The organism is Chlorobium sp., assembly GCF_049593655.1.
GTDB lineage: Bacteria > Bacteroidota > Chlorobiia > Chlorobiales > Chlorobiaceae > Chlorobium.
In genome coordinates this window covers 1-13,602 of record NZ_JBAWHG010000053.1, presented here as the reverse complement: position 1 = coordinate 13,602, position 13,602 = coordinate 1, and the positions used below count along the sequence as shown (strand labels likewise).

Sequence of the window (13,602 nt, the reverse complement as noted above, 5' to 3'; positions counted from 1 at the left end):
GCAAAATTCAATGCATTTCAATGTACTTCCCTCCCTACCCTTGCGTTCTGCAAGATGTTGCTGACCGCACTTTCCTTATGTTTGATGATGTAAATACCATGCGCAACCGACCCGCGGGACCCCGAACGGGAAACGGCTGTTCATATTTTGAACCGGAAATCATGCGCCACCCGATATACCGGATCAACATCGTCAGTATACCATGACAAGTCTCCATATCCTCCGCAGCGTAAAAAAACTTGTTCTCGGCCGCGGACGGGATTTTCGTGATCAGAACATCTTCCACAAACTTGCACTCACGGCGTTTCTCGCCTGGGTCGGACTTGGTTCGGATGGACTTTCCTCTTCCTGTTACGGACCCGCAGAAGCATTCAAGGCACTCGCCGGTCATCCGACCCTCGGTATTTTCGTTGCCATTGCAACCGGCGTAACCATTCTGATCATCGCGTCCAGCTACTCACACATCATAGAACTCTTTCCTTACGGCGGCGGGGGATACCTTGTCGCCAGCAAACTGCTCTCTCCGGAAATCGGGGTCGTTTCGGGAAGCGCGCTGCTGATCGACTACGTTCTCACCATTACCATTTCAATTGCAAGCGGAGCTGATGCCATTTTCAGTTTTCTTCCCGGAAACATGCTCGGCTTCAAGCTCTGGTTTGCCGTATTCGGGGTTTCCGTGCTCCTGATACTGAACCTTCGAGGCATCAAGGAAGCGGTAGTACCCCTGGTTCCGGTTTTCCTGCTGTTCATAGTCACCCACTTCATCGCCATCGTTTACGCCCTGTTTTCCCATATGGCAGACTTCGGAACGGTATACCGGGAGACCGGAAGCGAACTTGCTTCTTCAGTCAGCACCCTCGGGTATTCCGGAGTACTGTTCCTCATCCTGAAAGCTTACAGCCTCGGGGCAGGTACCTTTACCGGTATTGAAGCCGTCAGTAACGGGCTTCCCGTACTGAGAGAACCGAAAGTCGAAACCGCAAAAAAAACCATGACGTACATGGCGGTCTCACTTTCCGTAACGGTGATGGGGCTGATGCTGGCTTACATTCTTTTCGATGTCCGCGACACGCCCGGCAAAACCCTGAATGCGATTCTCTTCCAGAACATCGTCGCTTCGTGGAACGGGCATTACGGCATGATTTTCGTATGGATAACCCTGTTTTCCGAAGCGGTTCTGCTGTTCATTGCCGCACAGACCGGTTTTCTCGACGGCCCGAGGGTTCTGGCGAACATGGCGCTCGACAAATGGCTGCCCTCGCGTTTTGCAATGCTCAGCGACAGGCTGGTGACGGAAAAGGGAATCCTGCTCATGGGCACCGCCTCCCTTGCCATGATGGTACTGTCGAAAGGGTCTGTCGATTTTCTCATCGTGCTCTACAGTATCAACGTCTTTATCACCTTTACCCTCTCGCAGCTGGGCATGGTGAAACACTGGTGGGAGAAACGGGAAAGCGAAAAACGGTGGGCAAGCAAGCTTGCGGTGAACGGCATCGGTCTGGTGCTCACAACCTTCATCCTGCTGTCCGTACTGATTCTCAAATTCCACGAAGGCGGATGGGTCACCATCCTGATTACAGGACTGCTGGTCATGGGCGCCTTCTTTATAAAGGCTCACTACAAAAAGACCTACGATACGCTGAAAAGGCTCGATGTCATTGTTGAAGCCGCCGTCCTGACAGGGGCCGATGTGAGCGACAAGGAAACCGCCGGTTCATGTCCGATGCCTGCCTTCGAGCCGGAATCCAAAACAGCGGCCATTCTGGTAAACGGCTTCAACGGTCTCGGCCTGCATACCCTGTTCAGCGTTTTCCGCCTGTTCGGCGAAAGTTACAGGAATTACGTGTTCGTCGAGATCGGCTCCATCGATGCCGGAAATTTCAAGGGTGCCGATGAAATAGGCAATCTCGGCAACTTCGTACGCAACGAGACGTCGAAATATGTCGACTACATGAAAGAGCATGGCTACTATGCCGAAGCCTATGTATCCATAGGCACCGACGTCGTCGAGGAGATCAACAAGCTGGTACCCGACATCACCGCACGATTCCCCAATATCGTCTTCTTCGGCGGACAGCTCGTTTTCAGCAAAGAATCCCTGATGGACCGCTGGCTGCACAACTACACGGTTTTTGCCGTACAGCAGAACCTCTACGTGCATGGCATCCCCTTTCTGATCCTGCCTATCAAGGTATGATCTCCTGCAGCGATCTCTCTTAACGCGTATGAAACGACATTGAAAAATGCAATGCCGTTTCGTGGCATTCCTTGATTTTTCCAAGACACGGGCAACCCAAACTCCTGCTTTTGCGTTGATATACAAGGGTTTCAGGCATTGGCACGCTATTTGGCTTAACACATCCGGAGGCATACATGATCGGAATACGACAGAAACTTGCGCTCGGCTTCGGGAGCCTGCTCCTGATCGTCGTCGCAATGGGAATACTCACGATCCGGCAGATCGATACACTTGGTGAAGCCATCGACGTCATTCTCAAGCAGAACTACCGGAGCGTGATCGCCTGTCAGGAGATGACCGAGTCACTCGAGCGGATCGACAGCGGCGTCCTGTTCACCTTTGCCGGCCATTACGAGGACGGTATCCGCAACATCAGGCAGCATGAACGACATTTCGAAAAAGCATTGCATACGGAACTCGACAATATCACCCTGCCCGGCGAGCACGAAAAGGCCATGCGTATCAGTACCCTGTTCAGAAGGTACTCCACCGTTATCGCCAGGGTAACCGATCCGCAGCGTCCTTTGCTGGAAAGGCAGCAATACTATTTCTCGACCCTTCTGCCGCTGTTCCGGGAAATCAAACAACATGCGGGGTACATACTCGACATGAACCAGAGAAACATGAACGAGGCGAACGACAACGCCAGAAAAATGGCAGCTTCGGCGCACAACACCATGCTGGCCGCAATTGCTGCAAGTGCGCTGCTTGCCATACTCTTCAGTTTCCAGTCGAACCGGTGGATTCTCATGCCGATCCGGAAACTGATCGTTTCAGCCCAGGAGATCAGCAAAGGCAATCTCGACCTCTCGCTCGATACCTCGTCGAACGACGAGATCGGGCAGCTGTCCCGCTCGTTCAACGAGATGGCGACTACCCTGCGCAGGATACGGAAAGCGGACAGCCAGATCCTCCTGCGCACCAGAAAAACCCTGCAGGATGTCTTCAGAACCCTCCCCCTGCCCGTCGCGGTATTCGATCCGGACGGTCTTGTCGAGATCGCGACCGAAAGTGCGGAACGCTACTTCGGCATGAAGCCGGGCAGCAACGTTCATGACCTTGGATACCCCTGGATGGAGGAATTGCTGGCCGGAACGTTCCGGAAAGGATCAGGAGCGGACTCCGGAAAAAACGGAAGTTTTATCCAGCATTTTGCCGATAACCGTGAGATCTTCTTCCAGCCCACCATCGTTCCGATTCCCTCCGGACACCCTGCAGAGGAGAGTTCCGGAACGGCGCTGATATTGCGGGATGTCACGCAGGTGCATGAACAGCTCGAACTGAAGCGCAGCGTCATTGCCACGGTTTCACACCAGCTGCGCACACCGCTGACCGCATTGAGAATGTCCATCCACCTCCTGCTCGAGGAGCATACAGGACACCTCAACGGGCAACAGGCCGACCTGCTGCTCGCCGCTCGGGAAGAGAGCGAGCGCCTTGTGCATATCCTCGACGACCTGCTCGATATCAACCGGATCGAATCCGGCAAGGCTCATCTTGACCTGTCTATCCTTTCTCCCTGCCGGATCGGCGCTGAAGGCATGGAACCGTTCCTTCTGCCCTCCCGCGATCAGGGAGTAAGCATAAGGAACACCATTCCCGAAACACTGCCGGATATTCTGGCGGACAGGGAAAGCCTCATGCACGTTTTTGCAAACCTGCTCTCCAACGCCCTCCGGTTCACCTCCGCCGGAGGCTCAATAACGCTCAATGCCTGCGAAGATGACGGCAACATCCGGTTCTCGGTTGAAGACACCGGAACAGGCATCGACGCCGAACATCTGGAACACCTTTTCGAGCCGTTCTACCGGGTTCCGGGACAGCGGGAGAAAAACGGCATCGGTCTCGGGCTCTCGATCGTCAAGGAGATCGTGGATGCGCACGGAGGAACTGTCGGCGCGGAAAGCTCTCCGGGAAAAGGGTCGCGATTCTCTTTCACCCTGCCCGTCCGGAAAACCTGATCTGAAAGAACAAGCGTGCAGAAAAAAATCCTGCAATCATGAACGTTTACCAGACTCTGTATCTCGGCATTCTGATTTTTCTCGTCATCGCCGGTCTTGGCGCACTTGCCGGCATCATCTTTCATCTATAGGAGAGTGACATGAATTTGATCGTCCTGCTCGTTTTTATCACCAGCATGGGTTACCTGGTCTATGCGATCGTTCATCCCGAAAAATTCTAACATCATCGAATCATGGCACCGTTACTGTTGCTGACCCTCATCGTTCCCGCCCTGCTGTCCTGGCCACTCGGAAAGGTTATGGCTCATCTGATCGAGCCCGGCGGAACATCCCGCTACGGACGCCGGACATCGGAACTTTTCTGCAGGACAGGAGGAGACGCGCTCACTGGTGAACAGGACTGGAAGCAGTACCTCGTCTCCATGCTCGTGTTCAACATGATGATGTTCGCTTTCGTGACGACGGTACTTGCCCTGCAGCAGTCGCTGCCGCTGAACCCTGACGGTAAAGGCCCTCTGGAAGCAAGCCTGATATTCAACACCGCGGCGTCGTTCGTCACGAACACCAACCTCCAGCACTATTCCGGAGAAGCCGCAATGAGCTATTTCTCCCAGCTTGCCGGACTGATGTGGCTGCAGTTCGTCTCCGCCGCCACAGGAATCGCATGCCTTGCCGCCCTTGCGCGCGCATTGGGAGGCAGAAGCAGCGTCGGCAATTTCTATATCGACCTCCTGCGGGCTGCATTTTTCATACTGCTGCCGCTCGCCCTGCTTCTTGCGCTCATCCTGATCGCGGGAGGGGTACCGATGACCTTCGAAGGGGCTGCTGTAGCCCGTACCCTCGAAGGGGCAACGCAGACCATGGCCCGCGGGCCTGTTGCTGCCATGGTGGCCATCAAACAGCTTGGCACCAACGGGGGTGGATATTTCGGCCCCAACTCCACCCACCCGTTCGAAAACCCATCCTTCTACACCAACATCGTGGAATGCATGAGCATTGTCCTGATTCCCATGGCGGCGGTCTGGATGTTCGGGCGCATCACGGGTCGCATGCGCGACGCATCGGTCATCTTCTCGGTCATGATGATTCTGCTGCTCGTCAAGGCTGCGGCCGCATTCTGGCTTGAAAGCGCTCCCGCTGCGGCACTTTGGGGGCTTCCCGTCGAAGCCGCCCCGAATCTCGAGGGCAAGGAACTGCGTTTCGGGGCAGGAGCCGGCGCTCTCTGGGCTGCGCTCACGACCGCCACAAGCAACGGCTCGGTCAACTGCATGCACGACAGCCTCAACCCGCTGACCGGCCTCGTACCGCTGGCCGGCATGTGGATCAATGTCGTGTTCGGCGGTGTCGGCGTCGGCATCATCAACCTGTTCATCTTCATCATCATCGGCGTCTTCATCTGCGGCATGATGGTGGGGCGCACCCCGGAATATTTCGGAAGGAAAGTCGAAACCGGGGAAATGCGGCTTGCCCTGCTTGCCCTTCTGGTGCATCCCCTTCTGATCCTCGGAGGAACGGCGCTCTTCGCGGCCACTCCTGCCGGGGCGGCCACCGTGCTGAACAGCGGAGCCCACGGGTTCACGGAAATCCTCTACGAGTTCACTTCAGCCGCGGCCAACAACGGATCGGGCTTCGAGGGACTCGGCGACAACACCGTTGCCTGGAACATCGCCACCGGAGTGGTGATGCTGCTGGCCCGTTATATCCCCATCATTCTGCCCCTTGCGATCGCCGGATCACTGGCGTCGAAAAAACCGGTGCCGGAAACCTCCGGTACCCTTCGAACCGACACCCCGCTGTTCGGGCTCATCATTCTCGGCAGCGTGATCTTCATCGGAGCGCTGCTGTTCCTTCCGGTAGCCGTGCTTGGTCCCCTGGCGGAACACCTCTCGGCGGCAAGCCATTGAGGAAAGGAACCTTCCCGAAGAACCAAACCTGAAACCATGACGAACCGTACTTCCCTGCCGGATACCTGTGAACAGGCCAAATCCGGACGCCGTAAGGCAAAAACCTCCTCACTGTTTGAAAAACAGCTCGTAACGGGAGCACTCCGGCGTTCTGCCGTAATGCTCGACCCCAGGTCGATGGCAAAAAATCCGGTCATGTTCGTTACCGAAGCGGGAGCGGTGCTGACCACGCTCATCGCCGCCGGGAATGCCTTCACCGGCAAAGGAAACCTGACCTATACCGTAGCGGTCGCACTCATCCTGTGGCTGACCGTCCTGTTCTCGAACTTCGCCGAAGCCCTTGCAGAAGCCAGGGGCAAGGCCCAGACGGACAGCCTCAAACGCACACGCCGCAATACCGTTGCAAGAAAAGTGACGAACGGCCGGGAGGAATCCGTGAATTCCGATGAACTGCAGGAGGGCGACCGGGTTGTCGTGCTTGCCGGCGAGATCATTCCGGGTGACGGGGAGATCGTCGAAGGAGCCGCAATGGTGGACGAATCCGCCATTACCGGCGAATCGGCACCGGTGGTGCGCGAAGCCGGAGGCGACCGGTCCGGGGTGGTCGGCGGAACGAGAGTCATTTCGGACCGCATCGTGATCCGCATATCCGTTTCGGCGGGCAACACCTTCCTCGACAGGATGATCGCTCTTGTCGAAGGCGCCGTACGGCAGAAAACGCCCAACGAACTTGCGCTTACCGTCACCCTTGCCGGCCTTACCCTGGCGTTCCTGCTGGTGACAGGCTCTCTCTGGCCGATCGGAAAGTATTTCGGCATGACGCTTCCGGTACCCACCCTTGTCGCACTGCTTGTATGCCTCATCCCGACCACCATCGGCGCTCTCCTGGCTGCAATCGGACTTGCCGGCATGGACCGGGCGCTGTCTGCGAACGTACTGGCAAAGAGCGGCAAGGCCGTGGAGCTTGCCGGCGACATCGACACGCTGCTGCTCGACAAGACCGGCACCATCACCATAGGCAACCGGCAGGCGTCCGACTACTTCCCGCTTCCGGGAATCGGCCTCGACCGGCTGGCTCGAATCGCAATGGAGGCTTCATCCGGCGACCAGACTCCCGAGGGAAAATCAATCGTCGCCCTTGCCGAAAAAATGCTGGCCGTAAAGCCTTCCCTGGAAAGCGAAGGAAAAACGGTGCCGTTCTCGGCACAATCCCGGATGAGCGGCATCGATTTTCCCGATGGCCGGAGCTTCCGTAAAGGCGCCCCGGATACGCTTATCAGATATTGCGAAAAACAGGGGGGCACGGTTCCGGCGACGCTGCAGGAACTGGTGAACGAGGTTGCCCGCAAAGGCATGACGCCCATCGTCGTTGCCGATGGCCCGGAACCGCTCGGTGTCGTGGCGCTCGCCGACATCCTCAAGCCGGGCATCGCCGACAGGTTTTCACGCCTGCGAGCCATGGGCCTGCGCATCGTCATGGTAACCGGCGACAACCCGCTGACGGCGGCAGCAATTGCAAGGGACGCCGGTGTGGACGACTACATCGCCGAAGCACGTCCGGAAGACAAGCTTCAGTACATCCGCAAGGAACAGGAGCAGGGACGGCTGATCGCCATGATGGGAGACGGAACCAACGATGCTCCCGCACTCGCCCAGGCGGATATCGGGGTAGCCATGAACTCGGGAACACAGGCCGCCAAGGAGGCCGGCAACATGGTCGATCTCGACAGCGACCCAACAAAACTCATCGAGATCATCGAAATCGGCAAGCAGCTGCTGATGACCAGGGGAGCGCTGACCACGTTTTCCATCGCAAACGACATCGCAAAATACTTCGCGATCATCCCTGCGATGTTCGTGCTGGCGATACCGGGGCTCGGCGTTCTCAACATCATGCGCCTCGCTTCACCGGAAAGCGCGATTCTCTCGTCACTGATCTTCAACGCCATCATCATCCCGCTTCTGATACCGGTTGCGATCAGGGGCGTCCGGTACCGGCCCATGGGAGCAGACACGATGCTCCGCAAAAACCTCCTCATCTACGGAGTCGGGGGCGTGGTCGCGCCGTTCATCGGCATCAAGCTGATCGATATGGCTCTTGCGTTAACGGGACTTGTATAAACCAACAAGCGAGCAACAATGAAAACTGCGCTATCGGGAAAAAATATCCTCCGGCAATTTGCCGCATCCTTACGCATTCTTCCCTTAACCGTGCTTGTCTGCAGCGGGCTGTATACGGGCGCAATCTATCTTGCAGGCCGACTCGCACCCGATGCTTCGTCGGGCTCCCTGGTCCGTTCCGCTGAAGGCGGGGTTATCGGCAGCAGTCTCGTAGCCCAGCAGTTCACCAGACCGGAATACTTCTGGCCCCGTCCCTCGGCAGTATCATGGAACGCATCCGGAGCAGGAGGCAGCAACCTTTCGCCTGCATCTGCGGCCATGAGAGACAAAACAGAGAAAGTGCTTGTAACCCTTGCGCCTGAACAGGGCGAAAAGGTTCCGACGGATCTCGTCACCGCATCCGGCAGCGGCCTCGATCCGCATATTTCCCTTGCATCCGTCAGATTTCAGGCTCCAAGGGTTGCCCGTGCAAGGGGGCTTTCCGTCGACGAGGTAATGCACATCGTCAACAGTCCGGAAAACGGAAAAATCGCCGTACCTTTCCAGGGAGAGCCGCTGGTCAACGTCCTGCAGCTGAATTGCGCCCTTGACCGGGTACGGAAATAAGTTCCTGAAAACGATCAACAATCAGGGGAAGGAAATCGATGGAAAACAACCGGCCCGACAGTTTCCTGCGGCTCATCCAGCGATCGCGCAGGGGCAAGCTGAAAATCTATCTCGGCTACTCTGCGGGGGTGGGAAAAACGTTCCAGATGCTCCAGGAGGCCGGACGTATGAAAGAGAACGACATCGATGTGGTCGCGGGTATCGTTGAAACCCACGGAAGAAAAGAAACGGAAGCACTGCTTTCGGGCCTCGAAATCATCCCGCGCAAAAGCGTGGTCTACCGGGGCATGGAGATCACCGAAATGGATATCGACGCCATTCTCCGGCGACAACCCTCCGTGGTTCTCGTCGATGAACTCGCGCACACCAACGTGCCGGGAAGCCGGAACGCAAAACGATATGAAGATACAGAGGAAATTCTCGCGGCCGGCATTCACGTCATTTCAACACTGAACATTCAGCATCTCGAAAGCCTGTACGAAACCGTTGAACAGGCAACCGGCATAAAGGTCCGGGAACGGGTACCGGACCGTATTCTCGCGATGGCCGACCAGCTCGTCAACGTGGACTGCACCACCGACGATCTCCGCCAGCGGCTCACGGAAGGCAAGGTGTACATAGCCGAACGCACGGAAACAGCGCTTGCCAACTTCTTCAGGAGCGAAAACCTCGAACGGCTCCGGGAACTCTCCCTGAGAGAACTTGCGTCGCAGATCGATTCCCGCCGCCGCAACCAGCCGGTGGAGGATTCCCAGACAAACCCCGACCAGCTCATGGTCTGCCTCAGTTCAAAAAGCCGGAACTGCGAAACCATCCTGCGCTACGCATCGAGAATCGCCGGACGTCTCAACCGCAACTGGTACGCCGTCTACGTCCGGACCTTTGCCGAAAACCCGGCCGTCATCGACCCGGCCGTGCAGCGCATGCTTTCCAACACCCTTACCCTCGCCCAGAATCTCGGGGCAACTGTTTTTACCTACAAGGGAGACGACGTGGTAAAAACCATCCTGCAGTTTGCGCATGAGTACCGGGTCGGACACATCATCATCGGCAACTCGGGCAGACAATTGCCCTTATGGCAGCGCATACAGGGACGAAAAACCATTGTAGAGAGGCTTATCGGCGAATGCAGGGGCATCAGCGTAATCGTGCTCGACACGAGGGGTGAAGAGACACTGAAGCTGAGGAAAAATCCGGCGCCATCCCTTTCGGGAATCAGGGAAACACTCCTGCAGGCCAAACCGCACGAACAGAGCTGGAAGACGCTGATCCGGAACGTACAGCCGGTTCTCTGGGAACACGTCGTGGAAAAAGAGGACGCTTTCCGGACACTGCTCCATGAATGCTGCAGACTCGCCCCGGAAATCGACGAGAATGAAGCGATGCGATGCCTGCTCGAACGGGAACAACAGGGCAGCACCTTCATCGGAGAGGAGATCGCCATTCCGCACGCACGACTCGAACTGCTCAACAAGCCACTGGTGGCAATAGGCATCAGCAAGGTAGGCATCTACGACCCGAACTCGAGCAACACGGCAAGGATCATGTTTCTGGTGCTCTCCCCGCTTGCGGACCCGAACAGCCATATCAAGCTCCTTGGCATCATCAGTAAAACAGCATCGGACAGCCAGTGGAAATCCAGGGTGTTACGAGCTGCCGATAAAAAGGAACTGCTGAAAATCCTGAGAACGTATCCTTAATAACACCGCAGCTGGTGCATCGAGGGGAGGTGACAAGGACGCAAGGGGCCAACAAGACCTGAAAACGGCTCCCCTGACTCCTGGCTTAAGCGAAGATCCCTTCCATCGGCACAATAGGCAGCGGTGTCGGATTCAGCGACTCCCTGCTGAAAATCGCGTTTGCCGCCATGCGACCGGTAAACGCTGCGGCTTCCATGAGAAAAACCGGTGCATCGACCCGCACCCAATCGCCGGCAAGGAACAGATTGGAAAAGGGCGTTTCAACACCGGGACGGCGGCTGTGGTCGCCGGGGGCCCAGCGGGTGAAGTTGGACTGCTGCATGTAGAGCTCGTGCAGGATCGTCGCTCCCTTTGTTTCAGGAAACATGTGGTGCAGCTCCTCCTTCATGGCAGCCCTGATGACCGGTTCCGGCTTCACATCCTCCGGAGCGATGGCATAGGCGTGCAGCTCGACGACGCATCCCCCCCGTTTTCTGGCCCAGGAGATGAACGGTTCCTGAAAGTCGGAATAAAACGATATCGAGTCGGTATAGGTGTACCCCGATACCGTATAGAACGGAAAATCGGCGGACTCGAGCGGACGGTCGAGCCAGAGCCTGTAGACCGCATAAGGATCGGCCTCGCCGAGCGAGGCAACCGAAGATTCGAACCCGGGCATCCCGAGACCGGAACCAAGCAGCAGTTCCCTTGTGCCCCTGACGTCTGAAGCGACAACACAGTACTCCGCGGGAAGCACCTCCCCGGAAACGCCCGACGCTGCCTGCTGCGATCGGAACACGAGACCGCCATCCTGCTCCACGGCTTCGAGCGAGGCAAGCGGAGCCTGAGGCGGGCCACTGACGGGATTGCCCGCAGCATCGAACCGTCCGGAATGGCAGGGGCAGTAAAACCCCCCGCTCTGCGTATCGTACGTCACCGGACATCCCATGTGCGTACACCTCGCATCAAAAGCCTTTATCCTGCCGCCCTCCCGCGAAGCGATAACCGGCACACCCGTATCCGTCTGCAGAATCGCCCAGCCATGCTGGGGAATAGTGTCGGTACCGGTCTGCCGAAACGTTTCGCCGCCGGAGCCTGCCTGCAGTTCGACGCCGGTAACCGTTCCGTTCAGAGCGACCAGCTTCGCCGCCCTTTTTCCCTTCAGGATCGTGACGCCAAGCTCGCGGAGTTTCGCTTCGAGCGGATCGATGAGAGCCGTCATGCAATCCCGGTTGGTAATCCTGAAAGAAAGTCCTTCGGGACTGCCCATGAAATAGAAATGAAAATACCGGATAGCCTCGGCGGCAGAAAGCACCTCGGTCCGGTTCATGGTGGCATCGGCAAACGGATGCAGCACCGTATCGATAAACGCAGGAAGAATCCCGCCCTCTTTGCAGTAAGTCATGAAATCGATTCCATCGTACTGCCTGAAGGTATTGCCGTAATCGTACCGGAACATGCCGATCACCGGCCGGAGTCCCTTGTACTCCTTCAGGAACGAAACGATATCGAGCGAACGCGACTGCCCGACCACGGAGAGGATATTGAAGGGAAACCATTTCGGCGTTTGCCCGTACACCTCCGCCGGTCTCTTTCGGAACAGCACGGGATACCCCGGCGCCGGATCGAAAACGCTGTCCGTGATCCCGGCATAGGCGAACATCTCGTTCAGGTTATAGTACTGGTCGAAAAACCCGTGAAACCCGTGCTCCACAGGAAATCGCTCGCCAAGCGCATCGAGATTCCATCCGGTCAGTTTTCCTCCAAGCGAAGGAGAAGCCTCGACCAGCGTAACCCTGAAGCCTCGCCGGGCAAGCTCCAGCGCCGAGCTGATGCCCGCAAGCCCGCCGCCGATCACAACGGCGCTTTTCGACGCAGCAAGACGGTCCCCGCCCCCCTCCTGCCCGTCGTCTCCTTTCCTGTAAAACTCCTTTCTGGGCTGATAATAACCGACCGCTCCGGCAGCGGCAGCCGCGGTAACGCCTGCACCGATACCTGCACGGGAAAGGACTGTTCTGAGAAACTCGCGACGTTCCATGAAAGAGAGGTGAACTAAGACCCGCAGCGGATCGGTTGGATAAAAAAAGCGAAGTGTATATTTAACGATAAATAGTAATTCTGGCAACCATGCCGCCGAAGATAACCTCGCACTCCACCACACCGGAAAAGATGCCCAGACCCGAAGAGAACCCTGCCGCACTGGTCCGCCGTGAAGCGCTGAGGCTCGGCTTTGCCTCCATAGGTTTTTCGCCGCCGGCGCCCCAGGAAAAGGCATTCAGGCGATTCAGCGACATGATCGGGGAAAATCGGCATGGCGAAATGCGCTGGCTCGAAACCCGGCTGCAGGAACGCACCGATCCATCGAAGCATCTTCCCGACATAAAAACCGTTGTCTCCACAGCGCTCTCCTACAACCTGCCCGAATACGACGCAGCTGCCGCCGGCACCGCACGCATCTCACGGCATGCCGTGATCGACGACTATCACAGGGTCGTACACGGAAAACTCGAGGAACTGCTCGCCTTCATCCGGACCATCCATGACGAACCGGTCCAGGCGATCATTGCCGTCGACAGCGCTCCCCTGCTCGAAAAAGCCTGGGCCGAGTCCTCAGGTATAGGCCGCACGGGAAAAAACACCCTGCTCCTGACTCCGGCAGCCGGCTCACGCGTTTTTCTCGGAGAACTGCTCATCGACCTGCAAATACGGGAACGCGCCGGAGAGCTGCCGAACCGATGCGGCGCGTGCCGGAACTGTCTGGACAGCTGCCCGACAGGTGCGCTTGTGGAACCGGGGAAACTCGACGCCCGCCGATGCATTTCCTATCTGACCATCGAGCTGAAACGGGAGTTCACCCCGGATGAATCGCGGATGGTGGGCGACTGGCTGTTCGGCTGCGACCTCTGCCAGGAGTCCTGCCCCGCGAACGAGTCACGAAAACCTGCACCCGAAGGGCTTTTCACCCTGAAAAAGGAGCTGCTCGCCCTTACGCCGGATGATATCCTGAACCTGACCGGTTCGGGATTCCGCAGGCTCTTCTACGGCACGCCCGTTTACCGAATCGGCCTCAGACGGCTTAAACGCAACGCAAG

Annotated in this window: 9 protein-coding genes; 8 read left to right on the top strand and 1 reads right to left on the bottom strand. The window is 57.3% G+C overall.

The window, feature by feature from the left end; genetic code table 11:
* Nucleotides 1-202 precede the first annotated feature (202 nt).
* The 7 genes from WBP50_RS09615 (at nucleotide 203) to WBP50_RS09585 (ending at nucleotide 10,531) form a co-directional block, all read left to right on the top strand.
* Nucleotides 203-2,197: an APC family permease gene (locus WBP50_RS09615; protein ID WP_423933897.1), complete on the top strand. Its 1,995-nt coding sequence runs from the start codon at nucleotides 203-205 to the stop codon at nucleotides 2,195-2,197.
* Between the two features lie 176 nt (nucleotides 2,198-2,373).
* A complete protein-coding gene (locus WBP50_RS09610) occupies nucleotides 2,374-4,200 on the top strand; it encodes an ATP-binding protein (RefSeq protein ID WP_423933895.1) in 1,827 nt (608 codons plus the stop codon).
* Nucleotides 4,201-4,340: 140 nt separating this feature from the next.
* Nucleotides 4,341-4,421, top strand: coding sequence for a potassium-transporting ATPase subunit F (locus WBP50_RS09605; RefSeq protein WP_423933937.1), 81 nt, complete (start codon nucleotides 4,341-4,343; stop codon nucleotides 4,419-4,421).
* A 12-nt stretch (nucleotides 4,422-4,433) separates the two neighbouring features.
* The gene (kdpA, locus tag WBP50_RS09600; protein ID WP_423933892.1) at nucleotides 4,434-6,104 is read left to right on the top strand and encodes a potassium-transporting ATPase subunit KdpA; all 1,671 of its coding nucleotides are present in this window, start codon (nucleotides 4,434-4,436) and stop codon (nucleotides 6,102-6,104) included.
* A gap of 36 nt (nucleotides 6,105-6,140) precedes the next feature.
* Complete coding sequence (kdpB, locus tag WBP50_RS09595) at nucleotides 6,141-8,225, top strand: potassium-transporting ATPase subunit KdpB (RefSeq protein WP_423933890.1); 2,085 nt, start codon at nucleotides 6,141-6,143, stop codon at nucleotides 8,223-8,225.
* A gap of 18 nt (nucleotides 8,226-8,243) precedes the next feature.
* Nucleotides 8,244-8,831, top strand: coding sequence for a potassium-transporting ATPase subunit C (locus WBP50_RS09590; protein WP_423933887.1), 588 nt, complete (start codon nucleotides 8,244-8,246; stop codon nucleotides 8,829-8,831).
* A gap of 38 nt (nucleotides 8,832-8,869) precedes the next feature.
* Nucleotides 8,870-10,531, top strand: coding sequence for a PTS sugar transporter subunit IIA (locus tag WBP50_RS09585; RefSeq protein ID WP_423933886.1), 1,662 nt, complete (start codon nucleotides 8,870-8,872; stop codon nucleotides 10,529-10,531).
* Between the two features lie 85 nt (nucleotides 10,532-10,616).
* Here WBP50_RS09585 and WBP50_RS09580 read toward each other — a convergent pair whose 3' ends face one another.
* Nucleotides 10,617-12,548: an FAD-dependent oxidoreductase gene (locus WBP50_RS09580; RefSeq protein WP_423933884.1), complete on the bottom strand. Its 1,932-nt coding sequence runs from the start codon at nucleotides 12,546-12,548 to the stop codon at nucleotides 10,617-10,619.
* An 89-nt stretch (nucleotides 12,549-12,637) separates the two neighbouring features.
* Here WBP50_RS09580 and queG point away from each other — a divergent pair.
* The coding region (gene queG / locus WBP50_RS09575; RefSeq protein WP_423933881.1) for a tRNA epoxyqueuosine(34) reductase QueG at nucleotides 12,638-13,602 on the top strand (965 nt) is incomplete at its 3' end.

What these genes read in the sequence shown, in the direction of transcription:
- WBP50_RS09605 (WP_423933937.1), top strand. Translation starts at nt 4,341, where the DNA reads ATGAATTTGATCGTCCTGCTCGTTTTTATCACCAGCATGGGTTACCTG.
- WBP50_RS09610 (WP_423933895.1), top strand. Translation starts at nt 2,374, where the DNA reads ATGATCGGAATACGACAGAAACTTGCGCTCGGCTTCGGGAGCCTGCTC.
- WBP50_RS09580 (WP_423933884.1), bottom strand. Translation starts at nt 12,548, where the DNA reads ATGGAACGTCGCGAGTTTCTCAGAACAGTCCTTTCCCGTGCAGGTATC.
- WBP50_RS09615 (WP_423933897.1), top strand. Translation starts at nt 203, where the DNA reads ATGACAAGTCTCCATATCCTCCGCAGCGTAAAAAAACTTGTTCTCGGC.
- WBP50_RS09585 (WP_423933886.1), top strand. Translation starts at nt 8,870, where the DNA reads ATGGAAAACAACCGGCCCGACAGTTTCCTGCGGCTCATCCAGCGATCG.
- WBP50_RS09590 (WP_423933887.1), top strand. Translation starts at nt 8,244, where the DNA reads ATGAAAACTGCGCTATCGGGAAAAAATATCCTCCGGCAATTTGCCGCA.
- kdpA (WP_423933892.1), top strand. Translation starts at nt 4,434, where the DNA reads ATGGCACCGTTACTGTTGCTGACCCTCATCGTTCCCGCCCTGCTGTCC.
- kdpB (WP_423933890.1), top strand. Translation starts at nt 6,141, where the DNA reads ATGACGAACCGTACTTCCCTGCCGGATACCTGTGAACAGGCCAAATCC.